Annotated in this window: 23 protein-coding genes; 14 read left to right on the top strand and 9 right to left on the bottom strand. The window is 54.0% G+C overall.

The window, feature by feature from the left end; all coding sequences use genetic code 11:
* The first annotated feature begins 1 nt into the window (after position 1).
* The 7 genes from AC0XWG_RS21435 to AC0XWG_RS21405 all read left to right on the top strand — a co-directional run bounded on the left by AC0XWG_RS21435 (position 2) and on the right by AC0XWG_RS21405 (position 5729).
* The gene (locus AC0XWG_RS21435; RefSeq protein WP_028019039.1) at positions 2-376 is read left to right on the top strand and encodes a YcfL family putative periplasmic lipoprotein; all 375 of its coding nucleotides are present in this window, start codon (positions 2-4) and stop codon (positions 374-376) included.
* Positions 377-386: 10 nt separating this feature from the next.
* Entirely contained in the window at positions 387-1034 is a 648-nt protein-coding gene (gene lpoB / locus AC0XWG_RS21430; protein WP_028019038.1) for a penicillin-binding protein activator LpoB, read from the top strand.
* Positions 1015-1839, top strand: a complete 825-nt coding sequence (thiK, locus tag AC0XWG_RS21425) for a thiamine kinase (protein WP_128348410.1) — start codon at positions 1015-1017, stop codon at positions 1837-1839. Before lpoB ends, thiK begins: the two co-directional genes overlap by 20 nt.
* Before the next feature lie 11 nt (positions 1840-1850).
* The gene (nagZ, locus tag AC0XWG_RS21420; protein WP_128348411.1) at positions 1851-2876 is read left to right on the top strand and encodes a beta-N-acetylhexosaminidase; all 1026 of its coding nucleotides are present in this window, start codon (positions 1851-1853) and stop codon (positions 2874-2876) included.
* Between the two features lie 34 nt (positions 2877-2910).
* Complete coding sequence (gene ycfP / locus AC0XWG_RS21415; RefSeq protein ID WP_028019035.1) at positions 2911-3453, top strand: alpha/beta hydrolase YcfP; 543 nt, start codon at positions 2911-2913, stop codon at positions 3451-3453.
* A 238-nt stretch (positions 3454-3691) separates the two neighbouring features.
* Entirely contained in the window at positions 3692-4996 is a 1305-nt protein-coding gene (locus AC0XWG_RS21410) for an NAD(P)/FAD-dependent oxidoreductase (protein WP_028019034.1), read from the top strand.
* 193 nt (positions 4997-5189) lie between these two features.
* A complete protein-coding gene (locus tag AC0XWG_RS21405) occupies positions 5190-5729 on the top strand; it encodes a glycine zipper 2TM domain-containing protein (protein ID WP_008500779.1) in 540 nt (179 codons plus the stop codon).
* Between the two features lie 60 nt (positions 5730-5789).
* Here the strand turns inward: AC0XWG_RS21405 and AC0XWG_RS21400 are convergent, their stop codons facing one another.
* Positions 5790-6425 (bottom strand): TetR/AcrR family transcriptional regulator, encoded by a 636-nt coding sequence (locus AC0XWG_RS21400; RefSeq protein ID WP_028019033.1) that lies wholly within the window; start codon positions 6423-6425, stop codon positions 5790-5792.
* A gap of 244 nt (positions 6426-6669) precedes the next feature.
* Between AC0XWG_RS21400 and bhsA the strand changes: the two genes are divergently transcribed.
* Positions 6670-6927, top strand: coding sequence for a multiple stress resistance protein BhsA (gene bhsA / locus AC0XWG_RS21395; RefSeq protein WP_008500777.1), 258 nt, complete (start codon positions 6670-6672; stop codon positions 6925-6927).
* 78 nt (positions 6928-7005) lie between these two features.
* On the opposite strand, the gene ldtC is transcribed toward bhsA, so the two are convergent.
* The 3 genes from ldtC to AC0XWG_RS21380 all read right to left on the bottom strand — a co-directional run bounded on the left by ldtC (position 7006) and on the right by AC0XWG_RS21380 (position 12776).
* Entirely contained in the window at positions 7006-7971 is a 966-nt protein-coding gene (gene ldtC, locus AC0XWG_RS21390; protein WP_128348412.1) for a L,D-transpeptidase LdtC, read from the bottom strand.
* Positions 7972-8108: 137 nt separating this feature from the next.
* On the bottom strand, positions 8109-11555 hold the full coding sequence (gene mfd, locus AC0XWG_RS21385; protein WP_128348413.1) for a transcription-repair coupling factor: 3447 nt from the start codon (positions 11553-11555) through the stop codon (positions 8109-8111).
* 147 nt (positions 11556-11702) lie between these two features.
* Entirely contained in the window at positions 11703-12776 is a 1074-nt protein-coding gene (locus AC0XWG_RS21380; RefSeq protein WP_128348414.1) for an acyltransferase family protein, read from the bottom strand.
* A 256-nt stretch (positions 12777-13032) separates the two neighbouring features.
* Between AC0XWG_RS21380 and lolC the strand changes: the two genes are divergently transcribed.
* Genes lolC through cobB form a run of 5 tightly spaced genes read left to right on the top strand, consistent with a single transcriptional unit; the run spans position 13033 to position 17972 of the window.
* Entirely contained in the window at positions 13033-14232 is a 1200-nt protein-coding gene (gene lolC, locus AC0XWG_RS21375; RefSeq protein ID WP_028019029.1) for a lipoprotein-releasing ABC transporter permease subunit LolC, read from the top strand.
* Positions 14225-14926, top strand: a complete 702-nt coding sequence (gene lolD / locus AC0XWG_RS21370; RefSeq protein ID WP_028019028.1) for a lipoprotein-releasing ABC transporter ATP-binding protein LolD — start codon at positions 14225-14227, stop codon at positions 14924-14926. The genes lolC and lolD overlap by 8 nt, the downstream gene beginning before the upstream one ends.
* The gene (gene lolE / locus AC0XWG_RS21365; RefSeq protein ID WP_475681039.1) at positions 14926-16170 is read left to right on the top strand and encodes a lipoprotein-releasing ABC transporter permease subunit LolE; all 1245 of its coding nucleotides are present in this window, start codon (positions 14926-14928) and stop codon (positions 16168-16170) included. Before lolD ends, lolE begins: the two co-directional genes overlap by 1 nt.
* Before the next feature lie 54 nt (positions 16171-16224).
* Positions 16225-17136 (top strand): N-acetylglucosamine kinase, encoded by a 912-nt coding sequence (gene nagK / locus AC0XWG_RS21360; RefSeq protein ID WP_475681038.1) that lies wholly within the window; start codon positions 16225-16227, stop codon positions 17134-17136.
* Positions 17137-17150: 14 nt separating this feature from the next.
* A complete protein-coding gene (cobB, locus tag AC0XWG_RS21355) occupies positions 17151-17972 on the top strand; it encodes a Sir2 family NAD+-dependent deacetylase (RefSeq protein ID WP_028019025.1) in 822 nt (273 codons plus the stop codon).
* A gap of 34 nt (positions 17973-18006) precedes the next feature.
* Here the strand turns inward: cobB and AC0XWG_RS21350 are convergent, their stop codons facing one another.
* A complete protein-coding gene (locus AC0XWG_RS21350; protein WP_257246966.1) occupies positions 18007-19938 on the bottom strand; it encodes a methyl-accepting chemotaxis protein in 1932 nt (643 codons plus the stop codon).
* A 237-nt stretch (positions 19939-20175) separates the two neighbouring features.
* Between AC0XWG_RS21350 and AC0XWG_RS21345 the strand changes: the two genes are divergently transcribed.
* A complete protein-coding gene (locus AC0XWG_RS21345; protein ID WP_028019023.1) occupies positions 20176-21405 on the top strand; it encodes an EAL and HDOD domain-containing protein in 1230 nt (409 codons plus the stop codon).
* A 47-nt stretch (positions 21406-21452) separates the two neighbouring features.
* Here AC0XWG_RS21345 and potD read toward each other — a convergent pair whose 3' ends face one another.
* The 4 genes from potD to potA are packed head-to-tail and all read right to left on the bottom strand — an operon-like array spanning position 21453 to position 25261.
* On the bottom strand, positions 21453-22487 hold the full coding sequence (gene potD / locus AC0XWG_RS21340) for a spermidine/putrescine ABC transporter substrate-binding protein PotD (RefSeq protein WP_475681037.1): 1035 nt from the start codon (positions 22485-22487) through the stop codon (positions 21453-21455).
* Positions 22484-23275, bottom strand: a complete 792-nt coding sequence (potC, locus tag AC0XWG_RS21335; protein WP_014169603.1) for a spermidine/putrescine ABC transporter permease PotC — start codon at positions 23273-23275, stop codon at positions 22484-22486. The genes potD and potC overlap by 4 nt, the downstream gene beginning before the upstream one ends.
* Positions 23272-24129: a spermidine/putrescine ABC transporter permease PotB gene (gene potB, locus AC0XWG_RS21330; protein ID WP_049007869.1), complete on the bottom strand. Its 858-nt coding sequence runs from the start codon at positions 24127-24129 to the stop codon at positions 23272-23274. Before potB ends, potC begins: the two co-directional genes overlap by 4 nt.
* Positions 24113-25261 (bottom strand): spermidine/putrescine ABC transporter ATP-binding protein PotA, encoded by a 1149-nt coding sequence (gene potA, locus AC0XWG_RS21325; protein ID WP_176691069.1) that lies wholly within the window; start codon positions 25259-25261, stop codon positions 24113-24115. The genes potB and potA overlap by 17 nt, the downstream gene beginning before the upstream one ends.
* Between the last annotated feature and the right edge of the window lie 26 nt (positions 25262-25287).

Genomic DNA, 25287 nt, shown 5'->3' with positions numbered 1-25287 from the left:
CATGCTTAAAGGGCGTATTGCAGCGCTGATACTGATGGTGATGATTGCGGGGTGCAGCTCGCGTCCGGCGATCCCCGTGAGTGATGAACAGACGCTGGTGATGGAATCTTCTGTGCTTGCTGCGGGCATTACGGCGCAACAACCTGCGTTGACCATCAGTGAAATCAACTCTTCTGCTTCCTCTACGCTCTTTAATGAAAGACATGAGCCTGTGACGGTTCATTACCGTTTTTTCTGGTATGACGTAAGAGGTCTTGAAATGCACCCGCTGGAGGCGCCGCGCAGCGTCACGATTCCGGCAAGGTCGTCGGTAACGCTCTATGGCAGCGCCAACTATCTGGGTGCACATAAGGTGAGACTTTATCTTTATCTGTAAGGGGTGAACCTTGATTAAAAATATGAGCCGTTATGCGCTCGTGACAGCTTTTGCTTTATTCCTCGCAGGGTGTGTGACCCGTACTGAGCAGCCTGCGCCTGTGGAAGAAGCTAAACCCGGGACTGAGCAGCCGACACAACCCACGCAGCCGGAGCCAACCGTGCCGTCTGTACCGTCAATCCCGTCGCAGCCGGGCCCGATTGAACATCCGGATCAGACGTCACAACCAGCGCCACGCGTGCGTCATTATGACTGGAACGGTGCGATGCAGCCGATGGTGGGAAAAATGCTGCAGGCTCAAGGCGTGACGGCAGGCAGTGTGTTGCTGGTTGATAGCGTGAACAACCGTACCAATGGTTCACTGAACGCGGGTGAAGCGACAGAGACGCTGCGCAATGCTCTGGCAAACAACGGTAAGTTTACGCTGGTCTCGGCTCAGCAGCTCGCGGTGGCTAAACAGCAACTGGGCCTGTCACCACAGGATAGTCTCGGTACCCGTAGCAAGGCGATCGGTATTGCCCGTAACGTAGGTGCACAGTACGTGTTGTACTCTAACGCCACCGGGAATGTGAATACACCAGCTCTGCAGATGCAATTGATGCTGGTACAGACAGGCGAAATTATCTGGTCAGGTAAAGGTGCCGTTACGCAACAGTGAATTTACGCGTGAAGAGATCCTGACGCGTTATTTTCCCCAGTATCGCCTTATCGCGCCGCAGGCCCATTCCGGGCTTGGCGGCGCGAGTTGCATTATAGAGCATGGTGAACAACGACTGGTGCTGCGGCAGAATCATGATCCTTTCGCTCCTGCTTCCCATTTTCGTCGTCAGTTTCGTGCCCTGAAGCGTCTTCCGTCGGATCTTGTGCCTGAACCCTGTTTTTTCCGGCAGGGCTGGATGGCTGTTGCGTATCTGGCGGGTGAGGTCAAAAGCGAGCTCCCGGACACCCCTGTGCTTGCGGCTATGTTGTATCATTTGCACCAGCAGCCGCGTCTGGGGTGGCGAATCGCACTGCTTCCATTGCTTGAGCACTACTGGCAGCAAGCCCTGCCAGACAGACGTACTCCAATGTGGCTTGCACATCTTAAGCGGCTGCGTAAAGCGGGTGAGCCACAGCCGATGCGGCTCTCTCCGTTGCATATGGATGTTCATATCGGGAACATTGTTCATACGTCAGCAGGAGCCAGGCTTATCGACTGGGAATATGCCGGAGACGGCGATGTGGCGCTTGAGCTGGCGGCAGTCTGGACAGAGAGTGAAGCCGCGCGGCAAAACCTCGTCCGAGACTACGCCAGGATGGCACATTTTGATGTTGAAGCGCTTGCGCGTCAGGTCAGGCGGTGGCGACCTTGGGTCGTGATGCTGATGGCTGGCTGGTTTGAAATGCGTTTGCAGCAGTCCAGAGACAAACAATTTATTGCGCTGGCAGACGATGCCTGGCGTCAGTTACAAACTAAAGGATAAGAGAGGTTGGTGTGGGTCCAGTCATGTTGGATGTAGAAGGGTTTGAACTGGATGCGGAAGAGCGTGAGATTCTGGCGCATCCGCAGGTGGGTGGTCTGATCCTGTTTACCCGCAACTATCACGATCCGGCACAGCTGCGTGAACTGGTGCGTCAGATCCGCGACGCATCACGCAATCATCTGGTGGTGGCCGTCGATCAGGAAGGTGGACGCGTGCAGCGTTTTCGCGAAGGTTTTACCCGTCTGCCAGCAGCCCAGTCTTTTGCTGCGCTGCTGGGTACAGATGAGGGGGGAAAACTGGCGCAGGAAGCTGGCTGGCTGATGGCCAGTGAAATGATTGCCATGGATATCGACATTAGTTTTGCCCCGGTTCTGGACGTGGGACATATCAGCGCTGCCATTGGTGAACGCTCATATCATGAAGATCCACGTATTGCGCTGGCGATGGCGACCCGGTTTATCGACGGCATGCACGATGCGGGAATGAAAACCACCGGGAAACACTTCCCGGGCCACGGTGCAGTGACCGCGGACTCGCACAAAGAAACTCCGCGCGATCCGCGCCCGGAAGCGGAAATTCGAGCCAAAGATATGTCGGTGTTCCGCTCGCTTATCACTGATAACAAGCTGGATGCCATTATGCCAGCGCACGTGATTTACAGCGACGTCGACCCGCGTCCTGCCAGCGGCTCCCCGCACTGGCTGAAAACCGTTCTGCGTCAGGAGTTGGGGTTCAATGGCGTGATTTTCTCAGACGACTTGTCGATGGAAGGGGCCGCGATTATGGGCAGCTATGCGGAACGCGGTCAGGTGTCGCTGGATGCAGGTTGCGATATGATCCTGGTCTGCAATAATCGTAAAGGTGCCGTTAGCGTGCTGGATAACCTGTCGCCGATCAATGCACAGCGTGTTACACAATTGTATCATAAAGGTTCATTTAGTCGTCAGGAGTTGATGGATTCGGCCCGCTGGAAGGCGGTCAACGCCCGGCTTGAAGACCTGAATGAGCGCTGGCAGGCACATAAAGCCAGCCTGTAAACCCTCCCGGAAGGCGTAGCGTGGTGAGAAGACAATGATCATCTATTTACACGGTTTTGACTCAAACAGCCCAGGTAATCATGAGAAGGTGTTGCAACTGCAGTTTATTGATCCGGATGTTCGGCTGATCAGTTACAGCACGCGCCATCCGAAGCATGATATGCAACATCTTCTCAAAGAAGTGGACAAGATGTTGCAGCTCAACGTCGATGACCGTCCGTTGATTTGCGGTGTAGGACTGGGCGGCTACTGGGCGGAACGCATTGGCTTCCTGTGCGACATCCGCCAGGTGGTGTTCAATCCTAACCTTTTCCCGAACGAGAACATGGAAGGCAAAATTGACCGTCCGGAAGAGTACGTCGATATTGCGACCAAGTGCGTCAGCAATTTTCGTGAGAAAAACCGCGACCGCTGTCTGGTGATCCTTTCACGTAAAGATGAGGCGCTCAACAGCCATCGGGCTGCTGAACTGCTGCATCATTACTATGAAATTGTCTGGGACGAAGAACAGACGCACAAATTCAAAAACATCTCACCGCACCTGCAGCGTATCAAAGCGTTTAAAACGCTGGGTTAACCTCTCATCCGCAGGCACCAAAGCCCGGCCGCGAAAGCGTACCGGGCTTTCTTTTTGACCAGAATTGTCTACTTTTAAGCCATCAAAACTTGATGCATATCAATTTTGGTATGACCAATGCGCCTGACGTGGTATTCTCAATGCACCTGAATGGTTTCAGTGCTGTAACCTGTTGTTAATTAAGGGTTATTTTTATAACTTTTAATTAACAATTGGTTAATAATTTGAGGGGGTCACGTTGACTACGCCATTGAAAAAGATAGTGATTGTAGGCGGTGGTGCTGGCGGGCTGGAGCTGGCTACACAGCTGGGCAAGAAGCTGGGTCGCGGTAAAAAAGCCAAAATTACGCTGGTAGATCGTAACCACAGCCACCTGTGGAAACCGTTGCTGCACGAAGTGGCAACCGGTTCTCTGGATGAGGGTGTAGATGCGCTCAGCTATCTGGCGCACGCGCGCAACCATCATTTCCAGTTCCAGCTGGGCTCGGTGGTGGATATCAACCGTGAAAGCAAAACCATCACCCTGGCAGAGCTGCGCGATGAAAAAGGGGAGCTGCTGGTTCCTGAGCGTAAACTGGCGTATGACACGCTGGTCATGGCGCTGGGTAGTACCTCCAACGACTTCAACACGCCAGGCGTGAAAGAGCACTGTATTTTCCTCGATAACCCGCACCAGGCGCGTCGTTTCCATCAGGAAATGCTGAACCTGTTCCTGAAGTACACCAGCAATTTGGGTGCGAACGGTAAAGTTAATATCGCCATTGTCGGCGGTGGTGCGACGGGCGTAGAGCTGTCTGCGGAACTGCACAATGCGGTGAAACAGCTGCACAGCTACGGTTACAAAGGGTTAACCAACGAAGCGCTGAACGTCACGCTGGTTGAAGCCGGTGAGCGCATTCTGCCTGCGCTGCCGCCACGTATTTCCGGTGCGGCGCACAATGAGCTCACCAAACTGGGCGTGCGGGTGCTGACGCAGACGATGGTGACCAGCGCAGACGAAGGTGGCTTGCACACCAAGGACGGCGAATACATCAAAGCGGATCTGATGGTCTGGGCAGCGGGTATCAAAGCACCTGACTTTATGAAAGATATCGGCGGCCTGGAAACGAACCGCATTAACCAGCTGGTGACGGAGCCGACGCTGCAAACTACACGTGATCCTGAAATTTTTGCTATCGGTGACTGTGCTTCCTGCGCGCGTCCTGAAGGTGGATTCGTGCCGCCGCGCGCCCAGGCTGCTCACCAGATGGCAAGCCTGGTGCTGCACAACATTCTGGCGCAGTACAAAGGCAAGCCATTGAAAGGCTATGTCTATAAAGACCACGGTTCTCTGGTATCGCTGTCAAACTTCTCTACCGTCGGCAGCCTGATGGGCAACCTGATGCGTGGCTCAATGATGGTAGAAGGGCGCATTGCCCGCTTCGTGTATATCTCCCTGTACCGTATGCACCAGATTGCGCTGCACGGCTACTTCAAAACCGGGCTGATGATGCTGGTGGGCAGAATCAACCGTGTGATCCGTCCGCGTCTTAAGCTGCACTAATCTTTCACGCCCTCCGGGTCCTCCGGAGGGAGTTTTTAGCATATCATGCTGCTCATCATAGATTGAGTGCTTAAGAGTTCTCCTAAATACAATATATCTCCTCTCAACGCCCCTTTTTTGATCCTTTATCTTATTGGCGAAGCCTTGTCTCCATTGCAAAATTGTTACCAATAGCAACAAAGGAGGAAGTCCCGTGAATAAATCAATGTTGGCGGGTATAGGGATTGGCGTCGCGGCTGCGTTAGGTGTGGCTGCCGTTGCCAGTCTCAACGTATTAGATCGCGGCCCGCAGTATGCACAGGTGGTTTCTGCTACACCGATTAAAGAAACCGTGAAAACCCCTCGTCAGGAGTGCCGCAACGTCTCCGTGACGCACCGTCGTCCGGTACAGGATGAAAACCGCATTGCCGGTTCTGTTCTGGGTGCGGTAGCGGGGGGCGTGATTGGTCACCAGTTTGGTGGTGGTCGGGGTAAAGATGTGGCGACCGTGGTCGGCGCGCTGGGCGGCGGCTATGCCGGTAACCAGGTGCAAGGCGCGATGCAGGATAATGATACCTACACTACGACTCAGCAACGCTGTAAAACCGTCTATGACAAGTCGGAAAAAATGCTGGGTTATGACGTGACGTACAAAATTGGCGATCAGCAGGGCAAAATCCGCATGGATAAAGATCCTGGCACACAAATTCCACTGGATGGAAATGGTCAGCTGGTTCTGAATAACAAAGTGTAAAAAAGATGTTCTCTGAATTTAGCTCCTCATGCGCTCAGGCTGAGGAGCTTTTTTTTTGCTTCAGATTTTGAGTAGTTCAGGCCACAGTCGTAGGGTGGTGTCGGTAATACTCTGCAGTTTTTCCAGCGTTGCGCCTTCACGTGCGCTTATCGACATCCCCTGCAAAATACAGCTCAGGTATTGCGCCAGTATCTGTGGATTGCAATGCGCGGGAATTTCACCACGCTGCTGACGCTGTGCCAGAAACGCACTTAGCGTCTCCTCCTGCATGGCATGACGCGACTTCACCGTTTTAGCGATCTCTTTAGAGGACGCCGCAAGGGTGGCAGAGGTGTTAATCATAAAGCAGCCCGCAGGCGTATCTTTACTGGTGAAGCAAGTGGCGACGGTAGTGAAAAAGTCCCGTAGCGCCTGTTCAACGCTTTTCTCTTCACAAAAAAGTTGGGCTTCGTGCTTCGCTGCAAAGCGCGAAATGTATCTGTCCAGCACTGCCCTGAACAGCCCCTCTTTATTGGTAAATTCGGCATACAGCGTCGGCGCTTTGGCTCCGGTAGCTTCTACCAGATCGGAGAGCGAAGTAGCTTCATACCCATGTTGCCAGAAGAGAGTCATGGCCTTATCAAGCGCTGCATCCCTGTCAAACACTTTTGGTCGGCCACGGCTTTTCTTCGCACAACTCGTGACATCGGTTGTCATTTGCCGTTGGTCCTCTGTTGGTTTGGTGAATGACCATTATAAAAATAAACGCAACCCACCACCAGTGCAGAATGCTTAAAAATAAATTAATCATATGCGTATGAAAAATAACGACTTTAAAAATAAGTTAATGCTCGTTATAAAATTATGTTGACGCGTGACCTGGATCACACTTATCATTTACCTATCGATCGTTAACTAAATGATTAACGACCTCCAAATTCATCTGCTAAAGGTAAACATCATGAAAAACGTAAAAACCCTCATCGCTGCCGCAGTCCTGAGTTCACTTTCATTCGCAAGCTTTGCAGCTGTACAGGTGCAATCCACCCCTGTAGATCAGCATAAAGTTGGCACTATCTCTGCGTCTGCCGGTACTAACCTGGGCTCCCTGGAAGATCAGCTGGCGCAAAAAGCACAAGAGATGGGTGCAAAATCTTACCGCATCACCTCTGTTACCGGTCCTAACACGCTGCACGGCACTGCTGTTATCTACAAATAAGCCCGGCTGAACCCTCATTTATGCCACTGCAATAAAAAAACGCCCTGCATGAGCAGGGCGTTTTTCTTATCTGTGCGTTTACATCGCCTGTGAAGCGACGTTGTGATGTCGGGTGACATCGGTTGGCATTCCCGACCGGGCCTCCATTGCGCGCTCCATGACTACGCCATCGGTGCTGGTATTCGTTTTAAAACTTACCATTGCGGCATTCAGGTTAATGGGCAATGTCTGCGGGTCATCGCCGATGTTTTTCGATAATGGCTGGTGAACTTCTACCAGTCGCACGCCACCCGGCTCTTCCGAGACTTTAATCGGCGTATTGATAATATTCACCTTGGTTCCCGGTGTGATGACGTTGAAAAGCGTCTTGATATCGTCATCACGCAGACGAATACAGCCGGAGCTGACGCGCATGCCGATGCCAAAGTCTGCATTCGTTCCATGCAACAGATAGACACCACCGTAAGCCGCCAGGCGAATCGCGTGGTGACCCATTGGGTTGTCAGGTCCTGCCGGGACAACAACCGGAAGGTCGATGCCCTGTGCTTTATAACGGGCACGAATATTAGCCGTGGGTGTCCAGGTTGGGTTAGCGCGCTTATCTGATACTGTGGTAACCATCGTTGGCGTCAGGGTATCACCGCCCAACTGACCAATACCGATAGGGTAGACAGTAACTTCATTCTTACCCGGTGGGTAATAATAGAGACGTAATTCTGCCAGATTTATGACGATCCCCTCGCGCGGGGCGTCCGGCAGGATTGTTTGCAACGGGATGGTGAGTACGCTGCCCGCACGCGGTACATAAGGGTCCACGCCAGGGTTCGCCTGAAGAAGCGCCAGAAAACCGACGTTATATTTTTTGGCAATCGCTTCCAGCGAGCCACCATTGTTTTCAACCACATGAAAGCGGTTTTCCCCCACGACCTTGCTGCCCGGTGGTGGAAGTGGCCAGGTGTTTGCACGGGCAGGAAGCGCAACCGCGACGGTGGCTGCCAGCGCAAACAATGTTATCCAGCGAGTAAAACGCGAAGAGGTCATCATTACCATAATCCATATAAATATTAAGGTTATTGTTTTATAAGGCGTTAATGATAATTATGGCGAATGGGTGTGTCGGGAAGATCGGGTGAAGTGCAAAGTGTTTGTAAATTCTCCCCCCGCTAGAGGGGGAGAATGGGTTAAGCGATCGCGTTCTCTTCCAGTTGACGCATAAAGTGACGCACCCAATCCATGCGGGTTTTGCGTTCCGTTAGCTCCTGGGTAAATTTCAGGCGCGTTGGACCATCCAGACGGAAATGTTGCGGCTGCTTTTGCAGCAGACCGATCAGCCACATCGGGTTGACGTGGTTCTTCTCGGCAAATTCAATCACGCCACCTTTTTCATTCCCTTCGAGCTTCCGAATACCGAGCTTCTGCGCCTGCTGACGCAGGCGTGCGATGTCCAGCAGATTTCTCGCAGGGTCTGGCAGCAGGCCGAAGCGGTCGATCAGCTCAACCTTAATCTCTTCCAGTTCGTTCTCACTCTTCGCACTGGCGATGCGTTTATAGAACGACAGCCGGGTATTTACATCCGGAATGAAATCATCCGGCAGCAGGGAAGGCATACGCAATTCAACCTCGGTCTGCTGGCTGGTGAGATCTTCCAGCGACGGCTCGCGTCCGGCCTTCAGGGCATCGACCGCGTTTTCCAGCAATTCCATATACAGGGAGAAGCCGATGGTCTCCATGGAGCCGCTCTGGTCTTCACCCAGCAGTTCGCCGGCACCACGGATCTCCAGGTCGTGTGTTGCCAGCGCAAAGCCTGCGCCAAGATCTTCCAGGGAGGCGATCGCTTCCAGACGCTTTTGGGCATCGGTGGTCATCGCTTTCGGATGCGGCGTTAACAACCAGGCGTAGGCCTGATGGTGTGAACGCCCGACGCGGCCGCGCAGCTGGTGGAGTTGCGCCAGACCAAAGTGATCGGCTCGTTCGATGATGATGGTATTCGCCGTCGGAATATCGATCCCGGTTTCAATGATGGTGGTACACACCAGGACGTTAAAGCGCTGGTGGTGGAAGTCGTTCATCACCCTTTCCAGCTCGCGCTCACGCATCTGCCCGTGACCGATAGCAATGCGCGCTTCCGGTACCAGCTCCGCCAGCCTGTCCGCCGCTTTCTGGATATTTTCCACATCATTGTATAAGTAATAGACCTGACCTCCGCGCAGTACTTCACGCAGAATCGCCTCACGTACCACCAGATTATCGTACTCGCGGACAAAGGTTTTCACCGCCAGACGACGCGCCGGTGGGGTGGCAATAATGGACAGGTCGCGCATGCCGCTCATCGCCATGTTCAGGGTTCGCGGGATTGGCGTTGCGGTCAGGGTGAGGATATCGACATCGGCACGCATCGCTTTGATGCGCTCTTTATGACGTACCCCAAAGCGGTGCTCTTCATCGACGATCAGCAGCCCCAGGTCTTTCCACTTCACGTCGCTTTGCAGCAGCTTGTGGGTGCCGATCAGAATATCGATTTTGCCTTCACTTGCCTGTTCGAGGATCTGCGTCTGCTCTTTGGTGCTGCGAAAACGCGAGAGCATCTCAATACGTACCGGCCAGTTGGCGAAACGGTCGCGGAAGTTGTCGAAGTGCTGCTGAGCGAGCAGGGTGGTTGGCACCAGTACCGCTACCTGCTTGTTGTTTTCAACCGCAAGGAAGGCGGCGCGCATCGCCACTTCGGTTTTGCCGAAGCCTACGTCGCCACAGACTAAGCGGTCCATTGCCAGTGGCTGACACATGTCGCTCAGCACGGCGTTAATGGCCTGGGCCTGATCTGGCGTGGTTTCAAACGGGAAGCTGTCGCAGAACAGTTGATACTGTTCTTTATCATGTTTAAAGGCGAAGCCCTCTTTGGCCGCGCGTTGTGCATAGATATCCAGCAGCTCAGCCGCCACGTCACGCACTTTTTCCGCTGCTTTCTGGCGCGCGCGTGCCCAGGCATCGCCACCCAGCTTATGCAATGGCGCATTCTCTTCTGCGCCACCCGCGTAGCGGCTGATCAGATGCAGGGAAGAGACCGGAACATACAGTTTGGCGTCGTTCGCGTAGGTCAGCATCAGGTATTCACCTTTGATACCGCCTGCTTCTAGCGTGGTCATTCCCTGGTAACGCCCGACGCCATGCTCCAGGTGAACAATCGGCTGGCCCGGGTGTAGCTCGGCCAGGTTGCGAATCAGCGTGTCCGGGTTGATGGTACGACGGCTGTCCTGACGGCGACGTGCGACGCGCTCACCCAGCAGGTCGCTTTCACAAATCAGCGCCAGGTTATTGAGCGTATCAATAAACCCATGTTCGGCGGCGCCAATCATCAGATAACGACCGTTTCCGGTGGCTTCGCTCAGACGCAGGATACGCTTCGGCGCCACTTTAATGCGCCCCAGCAGCTCCCCGAGTGCTTCGCGACGGCCTTCACTTTCAACCGAGAACACCACCGGGCCGGTAAAGGATTCCAGAAACTTCCGCAGATTATCCAGCGGTGATTTCTGCTGCGCCTGAACGGCCAGATCTGGCAACGTCTGAAACGCGAGGTTGGTATTGGCGGCTTTGGCGGCAAGCGAATCGGTTTTAAGCTGCATACGCGGCCAACGCTTCAGCTCGGCGTTGAGTTCATCGGTTCGCAGCCAGAGCGCCTCCGGGGGCAACAGCGGGCGCATCGGGTCAACGCCGCGGCTTTCAAAGCGGGCGCGGGTTTCGTTTTCAAAGCGGCTGGCGCTGGCGTCGATATCTCCGGTGTTAACAATCAGCGTATTTGCCGGGAAGTAGCTAAACAGCGGAGGCAGGGGTTCATTGAAGAACAGCGGTTGCCAGTACTCAATACCTGCGGGCAGCGTACCTTTGCTGACCTGCTGATAAATATGTTCGGCATCGCGTTTGACGTCGAATTTATCGCGCCACTGGCTGCGGAACAGTTCGATAGCGGTTTTGTCCGTCGGGAACTCGTGGGCGGGCAGTAAATTGATAGATTCCACTTCTTCCAGCGTACGCTGCGTGTCAGCGTCAAACACGCGCAGGCTGTCGATTTCATCATCGAAAAAGTCCAGGCGATACGGTTGGTCACTCCCCATTGGATAGAGATCGAGTAACGCACCGCGCGTGGCGTATTCTCCGTGTTCCATCACCTGATCAACATGGCGATATCCGGCGCTGTCCAGCTGCACGCGCAGGGTGTCGCGGGACAGGCGCTGACCTTTTTTCATCACCAGCGCGTGACCGTGCAGATAGCTGTGCGGACAGACGCGCTGCATCAGGGTATTCACCGGTACAATCAGCACGCCACGCTGCATGGTCGGGAGTTGATACAGCGTCGACAAACGCGAGGAGATGATCTCCTGATGTGGGGAGAAGCTGTCATAGGGCAGCGTTTCCCAGTCGGCCAGGCTGAACACCAGGCTATCGGTGAACTGGCGAATTTCGTCGTGCAGACGCAGGGCGTTTTGCATGTCCGGGGCAACCAGAATTACCGGGCCAGGATGACGCTCAGCGATTTCCGCTACCAGCGTGGCGCACGCCGCGCCCGTGAGTTCACCCAGCTGGCGCTGGTCACCCGCTTTGACAGGCAAGGAATAACGATAGTGTTCAGGCATGGCTATGTCAGAGTCTCTTATGGATATACCAACAGTATTGGGGCATATCACTGATACGCAATGTCTTTATTATCCTCGATCGTTTTGTATAAGCAAACCAGAACCGCACAGGGGGAAAATTCGCCCCAGCAGGGGCGAAGAGAGCCATCAACGGGAGGATGGCGACAGGCTCAGCGTTGACGGAGGGGAGAAGAAAACGTCCCCGAACAGCGCGGTGGAGAGTTTACGCACCCCGAGCCCGGCAAGTGTACAGATAAGCAGGCTGGCAAACGGGTAGATCAGAAGCAGACCCAACTCCGCCCAGACCGGCCACAAGGCACTATTCATCTCGCCAATCAGGAACAGGCTAAAGGCCTCGATTAAGATGCGGTGGGTGGTATAAATCGCGATCGTGTTTGAGCCAATCACGTTCAGCAAGTTGTCAGGATGCACGGCATAACGCTGCTCAAGGTTATAAAAAAGCTTCATGATCAACACAATCGACAACACAGAGAGCAGTAGCGGGACGTTAGCAAACCACAGCACCACGGAGACGGCGGCGAAAGCGCCAGTTGCCAGCCAGATGCGGCGCAGGTTGAGGCTTTTCATCCACGCCATCATCTCTGCGCCATACCACGCCCCGAGGCTGTAGTAGATCATGTTGCGTACCACGCTGTTCATCCCCCACCACGGTAGCGGCAGGAAGTTGATCGCGATACTTGCCAGCGCCAGCAGCCCCAGTACCGGCAGCTTCCATCGGCTCAGCAGTTTACACAGCGTGAAGTACACCACCAGAGCATACAGATACCAGAGGCTGGTGCTGGCGGTGAGCATCCCCAGCACAAATCCTGAGAGCGAGTCGGCGTAGGCCGCATTCGATGATGTGGCGAGTTCACGCTCGGGTGCCAGCCAGGCATTCATATGGGTCAGCGCCTGCCATTGCAGGATGCCCCACAGCGCCAGGACCCAGACAATGCTCCAGATCCGTTTGTCGAGACTGGTTCGCCAGTCCACCTCAGCAATATAACGACGGATCAGATAGCCGGAGATAAAGAAGAAGACCGGCATTCGGAACGGAGCGAGATAGAGGTTAAAATAGACCCAGCATTTGGCGAGAAGGCCGGAGAGCGGGTGTTGCAGCCCGATCAGATGCGGATAAAACGTGATAACCGAATGGTAAATAACCACCAGGCAGATACACAGCCCTTTTATCTGGTTAATCCATAATGCTTTTTGCTTCATTGTTCGCCACTACCTTATTGCCATAAACGAACGAGCAATTGTTGTTAAACGACGCCTGGATGTAACGGGTAACAGTCTGTATCAGGAGCTTTTTCGGAAAAGGTGGAGGTTATAAGGCGAGTATTCAGACAATAGCACTCTGATTTATCTGAATTTTTCGGAAAAATGATTACCAAAGCTTACTGTTTCAGTCATTTACGCTTAGCGGATTCGCTTATATACTCGTGGGTCTGCTATCAGCAAACAGACGGATTTCATGTACCAACCTGTCGCACTCTTCATAGGCTTACGTTACATGCGTGGGCGCGCCGCGGACCGCTTCGGTCGCTTTGTCTCCTGGCTTTCGACTATTGGCATTACGCTTGGCGTGATGGCTCTGGTGACGGTACTGTCCGTCATGAATGGCTTTGAACGCGAGCTGCAAAACAACATCCTGGGGCTGATGCCGCAGGCCGTTCTCTCATCAACCAACGGTTCGGTTAACCCGCAACAGCTGCCGGAAAGCGCGGCGAAGTTACAGGGTGTCACGCGCGTTGCGCCGTTAACCACAGGCGATGTGGTGCTGCAAAGCGCCCGCAGCGTGGCGGTCGGCGTGATGCTGGGGATTGACCCGGCGCAAAACGATCCGCTGACGCCGTATCTGGTTAACGTAAAACAGACCGATCTGGAAGCGGGTAAATACAACGTGATTCTGGGCGAACAGCTTGCCGGGCAGCTTGGCGTCAACCGCGGCGATCAGCTGCGTGTGATGGTGCCGTCTGCCAGCCAGTTCACGCCAATGGGGCGCTTGCCAAGCCAGCGCCTGTTCAACGTGATTGGTACCTTTGCCGCCAACAGCGAAGTCGATGGTTACCAGATGCTGGTTAATATCCAGGACGCTTCGCGCCTGATGCGCTACCCGGCAGGGAATATTACCGGCTGGCGCCTGTGGCTCGACGCACCGTTGAAAGTTGATACCCTCAGCCAGCAAAAACTGCCGGAAGGGACCAAATGGCAGGACTGGCGTGAGCGTAAAGGCGAACTGTTCCAGGCCGTACGCATGGAAAAAAATATGATGGGGCTGCTGCTGAGCCTGATCGTGGCCGTTGCCGCGTTTAACATCATTACCTCACTGGGACTGATGGTGATGGAGAAACAGGGTGAAGTCGCTATTCTGCAAACCCAGGGACTCACGCCGCGCCAGATCATGGCGGTCTTTATGGTACAGGGTGCTAGCGCCGGGATTATCGGCGCGCTGCTTGGGGCAGTGCTGGGTGCACTGCTTGCCAGCCAGCTTAACAACTTAATGCCGATCATCGGTGCGTTGCTCGATGGTGCGGCGCTGCCTGTGGCGATTGAGCCACTACAGGTGATCGGAATTGCGCTGGCCGCGATGGCGATTGCGCTGCTTTCTACGCTTTATCCTTCCTGGCGCGCTGCCGCCACTCAACCCGCTGAGGCTTTACGTTATGAATAAGATCCTGTTGCAATGCGACAACCTGTCCAAACGCTATCAGGAAGGCACTGTGCAGACTGACGTGCTGCACAATGTGAGCTTTAGCGTGGGAGAAGGCGAGATGATGGCGATTGTCGGTAGCTCTGGTTCCGGCAAAAGTACCTTATTACACCTCTTGGGCGGGCTGGATACCCCAACCAGCGGAGACGTGATTTTCTCCGGCAAGCCGATGAGCAAAATGTCCTCAGCGGCGAAGGCCGAGTTACGTAACCGTGAGCTCGGTTTTATCTACCAGTTCCATCACCTGCTGCCGGACTTCACGGCGCTGGAAAACGTGGCGATGCCGCTGCTGATTGGCAAAAAGAAACCGGCAGAAATTAACGCCCGCGCCAGCGACATGCTGAAAGCGGTAGGGCTGGGCCATCGCGGTAACCATCGTCCCTCTGAGCTTTCCGGCGGCGAGCGCCAGCGCGTGGCGATTGCCCGTGCGCTGGTCAACAACCCGCGTCTGGTGCTGGCGGATGAGCCTACCGGTAACCTGGACGCGCGCAATGCGGACAGTATTTTCCAGCTTCTGGGCGAGCTGAACGCCTCGCAGGGCACCGCATTTCTGGTGGTGACCCACGACCTGCAGCTGGCAAAACGCATGGGACGCCAGCTTGAGATGCGTGACGGTCATCTGAACGCCGAGCTGACCCTGATGGGAGCGGAGTAATGGCTTCACCGTTATCGTTACTCATTGGGCTACGTTTTAGCCGCGGTCGCCGTCGCGGTGGCATGGTATCGCTTATTTCGGTGATTTCCACCGTGGGCATTGCGCTGGGTGTCGCCGTGCTGATTGTGGGGCTGAGCGCCATGAACGGCTTTGAGCGCGAACTCAACAACCGCATTCTGGCGGTGGTACCGCACGGGGAGATCGAGCCGGTTAACCAGCCGTGGAACAACTGGAGCGATGCCCTGACCAAAGTGGAAAAAGTGCCGGGCATTGCCGCCGCCGCCCCCTACATTAACTTTACCGGGCTGGTGGAGAGCGGGGTAAACCTGCGCGCCATTCAGGTGAAAGGGGTGAACCCGGCGCAGGAGGAGCGTCTGAGCGCACTGCCGAAGTATGTACAGAACGGCGCATGGGCGAACTTTAAGGCCGGTGAGCAGCAGATAATCATGGGTAAAGGCGTTGCCGATGCTCTGAAAGTGAAGCAGGGCGACTGGGTGTCAATCATGATCCCGAACGCCAGTGCCGACCACAAACTGCAGCAGGCTAAACGCGTGCGTCTTCATGTCACCGGTATTCTTCAGCTGAGCGGCCAGCTTGACCACAGCTTTGCGATGGTGCCGATGGAAGATGCGCGTCAGTATCTCGATATGGGCGACAGCGTGACGGGCATTGCCATTAAGGTTAACGACGTCTTTAACGCCAACAAACTGGTACGTGACGCAGGCGGTGTGACCAATAACTATGTCTACATCAAAAGCTGGATCGGCACTTACGGGTATATGTACCGTGATATCCAGATGATCCGAGCCATTATGTACCTGGCGATGGTGCTGGTGATTGGTGTCGCGTGCTTTAACATTGTCTCGACGCTGGTGATGGCGGTCAAAGACAAGAGTGGCGATATTGCTGTGCTGCGCACCTTAGGCGCAAAAGACGGTCTTATCCGCGCCATCTTTGTCTGGTACGGTTTGCTGGCGGGGCTATTCGGTAGCCTGTGCGGCGTGGTGATTGGTGTGGTGGTTTCTCTGCAACTTACGCCGATTATCAACGGCATTGAAAAACTTATTGGTCACCAGTTCCTGTCGGGTGATATCTATTTTATTGACTTCCTGCCGTCTGAACTGCACTGGCTGGACGTTTTTTATGTGCTGGTGACAGCACTTTTACTGAGTCTGCTGGCAAGCTGGTATCCGGCGCGTCGCGCAAGCCGAATTGATCCGGCGAGGGTACTAAGTGGCCAGTAATTACGTCATGATGTAGCGGTTTTGAGGCCGCTATGTCAGAAAGAGGAATGCATTATGTATTATGGATTTGATATTGGCGGCACCAAGATTGCGCTCGGCGTGTTTGATAAAGATCTCAAACTGCAGTGGGAAACCCGCGTTCCCACGCAGCGCAAAAGCTACGACGAATTTTTAACCGCCATTGCCGCGCTGGTGGCGCAGGCGGATGAACGTTTCGGCGTGAAAGGCAGCGTCGGCATTGGTATTCCGGGCATGCCCGAAACCGACGACGGTACGCTTTACGCGGCCAACGTGCCTGCCGCCAGCGGTAAACCGCTGCGCGCCGATCTCTCTGCTCTCCTTGAACGCGACGTGCGTTTAGACAATGATGCCAACTGCTTTGCGCTCTCGGAAGCCTGGGACGAAGAATTTACACAGTATCCCCTGGTGATGGGGCTGATCCTCGGCACCGGCGTTGGTGGTGGGATCATTTTCAACGGTAAGCCCATCACCGGGCGCAGCTACATCACAGGCGAGTTCGGCCATATCCGTCTGCCGGTGGATGCGCTTGATGTGGTGGGGCGTGATTTCCCGCTGACCCGTTGCGGCTGCGGTCAGCACGGCTGTATTGAGAACTACCTGTCAGGCCGCGGGTTTGCATGGCTTTACGAACACTTCTATCATCAGAAACTTGAAGCTCCTCAAATCATTACCCTGTGGGAGCAAGGGGATGCGCAGGCGCGTGAGCACGTTGAGCGCTATCTGGATCTGCTGGCGGTGTGTCTGGGAAACATTCTCACCATCGTCGACCCGGACCTGCTGGTGATCGGGGGAGGGCTTTCAAACTTTACCGCGATTACGGAACGGTTGTCCGGGCGTTTGCCCCGACATTTATTGCCGGTTGCCCGCGTGCCGCGTATTGAACGCGCGCGACACGGGGACGCAGGAGGCATGCGCGGAGCCGCATTCCTTCATCTCACCGATTAGTTTACGAGGTTTCTATGCTGTCGCGTCGCCAGGGTCGACTCAGCCGTTTTCGCAAAAACAAACGCCGCTTACGTGAGCGCTTGCGCCAGCGGATCTTTTTCAGAGACAGAATGATGCCAGAAGCGATGGATAAACCCAGAGTGGTGGTGCTGACTGGCGCGGGGATCTCCGCCGAGTCAGGAATTCGAACCTTCCGCGCGGCGGACGGGCTGTGGGAAGAGCACCGCGTGGAGGATGTGGCCACGCCGGAAGGCTTTGCCCGCGACCCGGATCTCGTGCAGGCGTTTTACAACGCCCGCCGTCGCCAGCTTCAGCAGCCAGAGATTGCGCCGAACGCGGCGCATCTGGCGCTGGCGAAGCTGGAAGAGGCGCTGGGCGATCGCTTTCTGCTGATTACGCAGAATATCGACAACCTGCATGAGCGGGCCGGTAACCACAACATCATCCATATGCACGGTGAGCTGCTGAAAGTTCGCTGTGCCTGGAGCGGTCAGGTGCTGGACTGGAAAGAGGACGTGCTGCCAGAGGATAAATGCCACTGCTGTCAGTTCCCCGCGCGGCTGCGTCCGCATGTGGTCTGGTTTGGTGAGATGCCGCTGGGGATGGATGAGATCTACAGTGCGTTGGCGATGGCAGATGTGTTTATCGCTATTGGCACGTCAGGCCATGTCTACCCGGCTGCGGGGTTTGTTCACGAGGCGCGGCTGCATGGCGCGCATACGGTCGAACTGAACCTGGAGCCAAGCCAGGTGGGAAGCGAGTTTGAAGAGAAGCACTATGGCCTGGCAAGTACGGTCGTACCGGAATTTGTCGACAAGCTGCTGAAAGGGCTGTAATCCAAAAAGGCACCCGTTTCCGGGTGCCTTTTTGTTATGAATTAAAGAACGCCAGCGTTTTCTCCAGCGACTTAGCCTGTTCGTCCAGCGAGAGGGCAGCCGCAGAGATTTGCTGAACCAGAGAAGCATTCTGCTGGGTCGTACTGTCCATTTGATTGACGGCAGTGCTCACCTGGCTAATTCCCCGATTCTGCTCGTCCAGGGCCTGAACCATATCGTTGATCACCAGATGGACATGCGATACGGCCTCAATGACCTGTTTCATCATGACCCCCGTCTCATTGACCAGCTCAACGCCTTTGCTGACGCGACCTGACGACTCGGCGATCAGCTGAGAGATCTCTTTAGCCGCGTTAGCGCTGCGCTGGGCAAGATTGCGGACTTCACCTGCCACTACCGCAAAACCGCGCCCCTGTTCGCCAGCCCGGGCCGCTTCAACGGCAGCATTCAGCGCCAGGATATTGGTCTGGAAAGCAATGCCATCGACGATGCTGTTAATCTCGCCGATCTTACGTGCGCTCTCATCAATCTCTCCAATTACAACGACCACGTCGTTCACCAGTGTTTCCCCGTGCCCGGCGAGCGTGGCGGCGCGGTCGGTCAACGTTGTCGCCTTATGCGCATTATCGGCATTGTTCTTCACCGTGACCGAAATCTCTTCCATGCTGGCGGCTGTTTCAACAATCGCTGCCGCCTGTTCTTCGGTACGTGAAGCGAGATCAAGATTACCCGCCGAAATTTCGCTGGTGCCGCCGTGTACGGAATGGCTGGCTTCGCTGATATTGTCGACGATGCGCTTGAGCTGCATCTGCATAGTGTGGAGCGCGTAAAAAATACTGCTGGTATCCCCGGGACGAACCGGGATGGTATTGTTCAGATCCCCTCGGGCAACAGCCAGGGCGATCCCCGCGGCATCTGACGGTTCGCCTCCAACCGGACGGTCAACTTTACGGGTAAATATCTGTGCCATCACCAGACTGACGGCAACGATGCTTAACACCATCAGGATGATAGCTTTCAGTAAAAATGCCCTTGCTTCGGCCATCACTTCGCTGACCGGTGTGACAATAGCCAGTTTCCACGGTGTCTGACTGTTGCCGATAACAATGTCCTGCCAGGTGATAAACACTTCTTCTTTCAGTAGCGGATCGTCCGCCCGGATGACGTCATTACCGGCAATCTTGCCCGCGTAAGGCTTGCCTGTGGCACGTTTGTCCGGACTGGAAACCACGTTATTACCCGCGGAGAGGAGCAGGGCATAACCAGTGCCGTTCCACGGTTTAATCGCCCCGATCATCGACTGCAGCGTGGCAAGCGAGAAGTCAGAGGTGACTGATCCCAGGAACTGACCATCACGCATGATGGGCGCGGCAATCGAGGTAAGCATCACGTCCACGCCGTTGTAGGGATAAATATAGGGTTCGATGATCACATCTTTATGCCGTTGCTTCGGCAGCAAATAATAATCGCCGCTGCCCGGCGATTCGAAATCCGTCAGCAAGTGCAATGCGGGTTTGCCGGTGGCGTCGCGGTCGACGTAGCGGGCGTAACGCCCGGCAGGGTCTTCACCGCTCTGCCCGGCAAAAGTGGCGTCTTTGTCGTCGAAAGCGTTGGGTTCAAAGGCCATCGACATGGAGAGAAACTGTGGGTGAGCCGAGAGATAATGGGTGAGCAACTGATTGAGGCTCTGACGATCGGTTACGCCCGCCTCGTGCAGCGCCAGAGCGCTGTTGCCCATATCCCGGGCGGCTGACAGGGCGGAATCCAGCTGTTTGCTGACCTGCAAAGACTGCACTTCGGCAATTTGTCGGATATGTTTTTTGGCGAGAATGTCTTGCTGTGCCATCCACTGCCACATCATAAACCCGATCGTTGCGGTAAAGCCCACCGTCACGGTGAGGAAAATGGACAATAGCATCAACGTCTTGACTCTCATTTTTTGTTTTCGGACTATGGCGTCTTTCATTCTCATCTCCCGTAATGTTGTGCATGTCGGGCAGGCACACATTACTTATCGGATATATCGCCTCCTTTCTGTAGAGTACCAGGTATATTTAATTTAAATTTCAGGATTTCAAATCCTGTTAGTTAGTGTGGATGCTTTTATTTTGTGCATTCAATCAAAATAGTACTCGATAATGCTCGTTATCGTCGTGTAGAAAGAGGATGCTAATAAATATAAAGTTGTAGAGGAGGATGGGATATGTACGGATTTATCGCGCGACAACCCATTTTTAATCCTGATATGAATACGGTAGCTTATGAGCTGCTTTTCAGAGATGGGATGACAAACCGTTTTCCGGATGTGTCGGCGGAATATGCCACCTCCAGAATGATATCCGACCAGTTTTTATGTGTGCCCTCTCAGCGCATCGCCGGGGCGCATGTGTCGTTTATTAATTTTCCTTCCAGGATGGTCATTGACCGCAGTGGAGAGGCGCTTGATAAAGAGAAAGTGGTCATCGAGATCCTGGAAGATGCTGTTCCAGGGGAAGAGTTATTGCTGGCCGTCAGGGAAATGCATGCGCACGGATACCACTTCGCACTTGATGATTTCACCCTTGCTCCGGAGTGGGATGCTTTTTTACCCTATATATCAATACTGAAATTCGATGTCAGAAATTATTCCTTAGCGCAAATTAAACAGTATCTGAATGAACGTAAACACCTGACCGGACATATTAAATATCTCGCTGAAAAAATTGAGACTAAAGAGGAATTCAAACTATACCGGGATGAAGGTTTTTCTCTTTTTCAGGGATATTTTTTCTGCCGTCCGGAGGTGATTAAATATAAAAGATTATCGCAAAATCAGCTGGCTATTTTCCGTCTGCAAATGGAAGTGGGACGCAATAAACCTGATTTTCGGATCATCGAGTCGTTGATAAAAACCGATCTCACCTTGTCGTATAAAATCATGCGCTATATGAAGCACACCGCATTTAAACATGTCGGCGCCTGTAATTTCAGTAAGTTAACCCTGAGTGAAGTGCTCAGATATCTCGGGGAAAACCAGCTCAGGCGGTTTGTTGCCGTCGTGGTCCTGGCGAGTGCGGGGAATGATACCGTCAGCGAGCTTTACCCGTTGAGCATGATGCGCGGAAAGTTCTGTGAACTGATTGCAGAGAAGATGAACGAACCGACGCTGGCTGAAAATGCCTTCATGTGCGGTCTGTTTTCACTGCTTGATACCCTCCTTGAACTGCCGATGGCTGAGTTGATGAAGCAAATCGCGGTGCCACAGAGTGTGAGCAATGCGCTGTGCCATCATGAAGGGCAGTTATCGGATATGGTTACGCTTTGCCGTTATTATGAGCAGCAGCGGTGGGACGATGCGACAAGGGTTCGTCAGGCGCTTGGGCTGTCAGATGAGGATGTGGTCGAGGCAATGCGAAGGGCAACACTCTGGGCGGGGGAGAATGCCGTGAGTTAAACGCTTCCTCACGCCGTACAGACGGCGTGACGAAGAACGCGGTGTGTTTATCTGCCCGCTTTCAATCTCTGGTAGTACTCCTCGTAAAGGCGGCTGGCGTCACCGACATCGTTTTGCCATTCACCTTTGCTGATGGTTTGGGCATCCGGATAAAGCGATTTATCGTTCGCCACAGCCGGGCTGAGCAGTTTGCGCGCAGCCAGGTTGGGTGTCGGATAGCCAATCGTCTCAGCAACCTGTTTAGCCACGTCCGGGCGCAGCAGGAAGTTAATCAGCTTCAGAGCACCATCCACGTTTTTCGCATTGGCAGGAATTGCGAGACTATCCATCCAGAAGATACCACCTTCTTTCGGCCAGACCACCTCAAGCGGCGTACCGGCCTGGCGGGCGACATACGCTGAGCCGTTCCAGACCATGCCCAGGTTCACTTCACCTTCCATATACGGGTTTGCCGGGTTATCAGAGTTGAAGGCCGCCACGTTAGGCATCAGCTTTTTCAGCTCGGTATACGCCGCTTCAATCTCTTTTGGATCCGTCGTGTTGCCAGAGTAGCCCAACTTGCGGAGCGCAACCTGGAATACCTCGCGTGCGTCGTCGGTTAACAACAGGCTACCTTTATACTCCGGTTTCCACAGATCGGCCCAGCTAGTCACCGATTTCGGATCGACGGCCTCGCTGTTAACGCCAATCGCAGTTGCTCCCCAGATATATGGAATGGAGTAGTCGTTATTTGGGTCGAACGGCTTGTTGAGCATCTCAGGATCGAGGTTTGAAAAATTGGTTAGCTTCGTTTTATCGATCTTCTGGATCATGCCCTCTTTGCGCATTTTATCGACAAAGTAGGTGGAAGGAACCACCAGATCGTACGCGCCGTCTTTGTAGGTTTTGAGCTTGGCGTACATGGTTTCATTCGATTCGTAGGTCGAGTAGATAACCTTGATGCCCGTCTCTTTGGTGAACTGTTCCAGCAGGCCCGGCGGCACATATTCGGTCCAGTTATAGAAGTAGAGCGTTTTGCTGTCATCAGCGTGTGCCGCACCCATGCCAAGCACCAGCGCCGCAGCGGCGAGCATTTTTTTCATTTCATTGTCCCCTGAGATTTTGTTTTATCACGAGCAATAACCTGGCTGGCGATCACCAGAACCAGCGAAAACACCAGCAGAATGGTCGCCAGCGCGTTCACCTCAGGTGAAACGCCGACTTTTACCATCGAATAGATTTTCAACGGCAGAATTTCATAGCTCGGCCCGGTCACAAAGGAGGAGACGACAACGTCATCCATCGACAGGGTAAAGCTGAGCAGCCATCCAGCCGCCACGGCGGGCATCGCCAGCGGCAGGATGATTTTGCGCAGGATGGTCATCTCGCTGGCGCCCAGATCTTTCGCCGCCTCCAGCATGCGCACGTCAAAACCTTTCAGGCGCGCAAAGACGGTCACCACCACAAAAGGCAGACAGAAGGTGATATGGGAAAACAGCAGTGACCAGAAGCCAAGCTGAACGCCCAGCAGCATAAACAGCACCAGTAGCGAAATCGCCATGACGATATCGGGTGACATCATCACCACAAATAGCATGCCGCTGACGAACGGTTTGCCGCGAAAGCGATAGCGGTAGAGCGCCACGGCGGTAAGGGAGCCAATCAGCGTCGCGAAGGTGGCGGAGAAAATCGCCATCGTCAGCGAGTGCTGAGCGGCCTGCAGCAGGCTGTCGTTGTTCATCAGCAGGCTGTACCAGTTGGTGGTAAACCCCTGCCAGTTAATCCCGAAGCGCGAGCTGTTAAACGAGTTCACGATCAAAATGATAATCGGGATATAAAGGTAAGCGTAAATGGCGGTCATAAAACCGCCGCGAAGCAGTCGACCGATCATTCGAGTTCTACCTTCTTGTTCAGCAGCCTTGAAGCGCGCCAGTAAATCAGCAGCATCAGGCCCATTACCACCGTCAGGGTAATGCTGGTGGCCGAGCCGAACGGCCAGTCACGGATGTTGAGGAACTGGCTTTTAATGACGTTACCAATCAGCAGGTTTTTCGCTCCGCCCATCAGGTCAGAAACGTAAAATAGCCCCATCGCCGGCAACATCACCAGCAGACTGCCCGCGATAATGCCGGGCATGGTCAGCGGAATGATAATGCGGGTAAAGGTCTGCAGTTTATTGGCACCCAAATCTTTAGCCGCTTCAAGCAGGGGTTTATCCAGCTTTTCAATGCTGGAGTAGAGCGGCATGACCATAAACGGCAGCAGGATATAGACCAGTCCAACGATCACTGCGCCCGGCGTAAACATGATGCGCATTGGCGTATCAATCACCCCCAGCCACAACAGAAACTCGTTGAGATAGCCTTTAGTACTCAGGAAGATTTTCAGCCCGTAGATGCGAATGAGCGAGTTGGTCCAGAAAGGCACTATCAGTAAAAATAGCAGCACCGGGCGGACCTTTTGCGGCAGATGCGCCAGAAACCACGCAAATGGATAACCGAGCACCAGACAGGCAACGGTGGCGAACAGCGCCATATTGAGTGAATGAAGAAGCACGTCAAAATAGAGCGGATCGAGCAGGCGCGCGTAGTTTTCCAGCGTAAAGACCAGCGAAACGAAGTTTGTATCGTCACGGGTCAGGAAGCTGGTGGCAATGATCATCAGGTTGGGTAAAAAGACAAATAACACAAGCCAACCGACGATAGTGGCAATCACCACATTCTGGAATTTACTTGTGTTCTTCATCAGCCAGTACAACCTCCCAGCTTTCTACCCAGTTGATAACCATTTTCTGGTCGAGAGAGTGGTCGAAGTCAGGGTCATCCTCATTAAAGAACTCGCTGACCATCACCATTTTGCCGTTCTCCAGTTCGACGACGGATTCCAGCGTCATCCCTTTATAGTTCCGCTCGCGGATATATCCGATAAGCCCCTCAGCCTCCGTATTACCGTGAATTTCATCGACACGCAGATCTTCCGGCCGCAGCAGAACGTTGAGTTTTTGTCCCTTTTCGACGGGGAAATTCACCGTGATATTGCACTCGCGACCTTCAACACTGGCGCGCACGCGCTGGTCGTCCAGACGTTCAATCACCGTGGCATTGAAGATATTGATCTCACCAATGAAGCTGGCGACAAACAGATTTTTCGGCTCTTCGTAGATTTCGCGTGGGGTACCGTCCTGTTCGATTTTGCCGTCGCGCATGACCACAATACGGTCCGACATGGTCAGCGCCTCTTCCTGGTCGTGGGTCACGAACACAAAGGTGATGCCAAGCTTGCGCTGCAGGGCTTTAAGCTCGTTCTGCATCTGCTTGCGTAATTTGTAATCCAGTGCTGAAAGAGACTCATCCAGCAGGAGCAGACGCGGTTTATTCACCACGGCGCGGGCGATGGCCACACGCTGCTGCTGACCGCCGGAAAGTTGATGGGGCTTACGCTGTGCGAACTCTTCCAGTTGCACCATACGCAGCGCGTCAGTGACACGCGGAGGGATTTCGCCGGCCGGCGTTTTTTGCATGCGCAAACCAAATGCCACGTTCTCGAACACGGTCATATGCGGGAAAAGCGCATAGCTCTGAAAGACGGTGTTAACGTGACGATCTTCAGCGGGGACCTGGGTAATATCCTGGTTTTCAAGATGGATTGTGCCGCTATCGACATTTTCCAGCCCGGCAATAAGGCGTAGTACGGTTGTCTTGCCGCAGCCAGAGGGGCCAAGCAGCGTGAGGAACTCACCGTCATTGATGGTCAGGTTGAGCTCTGAAATGACCTCTTTACCATCAAAACTCTTACGAATTCGTTCCAGTTGCACCAGCGGTGAACGTGAACGGGATTGTGTATTCAATTTTTGCGCTGTCCCATATAGACGCCTCAGGCAGCAGACTGAAGCGGGGTTTGTGT

This window comes from Enterobacter sp. DVT3837, from assembly GCF_056238685.1.
This window is presented reverse-complemented; position numbering and strand designations above follow the sequence as displayed.

Coding starts and splice junctions, on each gene's coding strand:
- AC0XWG_RS21435 (WP_028019039.1), top strand. CDS start 2: ATGCTTAAAGGGCGTATTGCAGCGCTGATACTGATGGTGATGATTGCG.
- ycfP (WP_028019035.1), top strand. CDS start 2,911: ATGATCATCTATTTACACGGTTTTGACTCAAACAGCCCAGGTAATCAT.
- AC0XWG_RS21400 (WP_028019033.1), bottom strand. CDS start 6,425: ATGACAACCGATGTCACGAGTTGTGCGAAGAAAAGCCGTGGCCGACCA.
- bhsA (WP_008500777.1), top strand. CDS start 6,670: ATGAAAAACGTAAAAACCCTCATCGCTGCCGCAGTCCTGAGTTCACTT.
- ldtC (WP_128348412.1), bottom strand. CDS start 7,971: ATGATGACCTCTTCGCGTTTTACTCGCTGGATAACATTGTTTGCGCTG.
- mfd (WP_128348413.1), bottom strand. CDS start 11,555: ATGCCTGAACACTATCGTTATTCCTTGCCTGTCAAAGCGGGTGACCAG.
- AC0XWG_RS21380 (WP_128348414.1), bottom strand. CDS start 12,776: ATGAAGCAAAAAGCATTATGGATTAACCAGATAAAAGGGCTGTGTATC.
- lolC (WP_028019029.1), top strand. CDS start 13,033: ATGTACCAACCTGTCGCACTCTTCATAGGCTTACGTTACATGCGTGGG.
- lolD (WP_028019028.1), top strand. CDS start 14,225: ATGAATAAGATCCTGTTGCAATGCGACAACCTGTCCAAACGCTATCAG.
- lolE (WP_475681039.1), top strand. CDS start 14,926: ATGGCTTCACCGTTATCGTTACTCATTGGGCTACGTTTTAGCCGCGGT.
- nagK (WP_475681038.1), top strand. CDS start 16,225: ATGTATTATGGATTTGATATTGGCGGCACCAAGATTGCGCTCGGCGTG.
- cobB (WP_028019025.1), top strand. CDS start 17,151: ATGCTGTCGCGTCGCCAGGGTCGACTCAGCCGTTTTCGCAAAAACAAA.
- AC0XWG_RS21350 (WP_257246966.1), bottom strand. CDS start 19,938: ATGAAAGACGCCATAGTCCGAAAACAAAAAATGAGAGTCAAGACGTTG.
- AC0XWG_RS21345 (WP_028019023.1), top strand. CDS start 20,176: ATGTACGGATTTATCGCGCGACAACCCATTTTTAATCCTGATATGAAT.
- potD (WP_475681037.1), bottom strand. CDS start 22,487: ATGAAAAAAATGCTCGCCGCTGCGGCGCTGGTGCTTGGCATGGGTGCG.
- potC (WP_014169603.1), bottom strand. CDS start 23,275: ATGATCGGTCGACTGCTTCGCGGCGGTTTTATGACCGCCATTTACGCT.
- potB (WP_049007869.1), bottom strand. CDS start 24,129: ATGAAGAACACAAGTAAATTCCAGAATGTGGTGATTGCCACTATCGTC.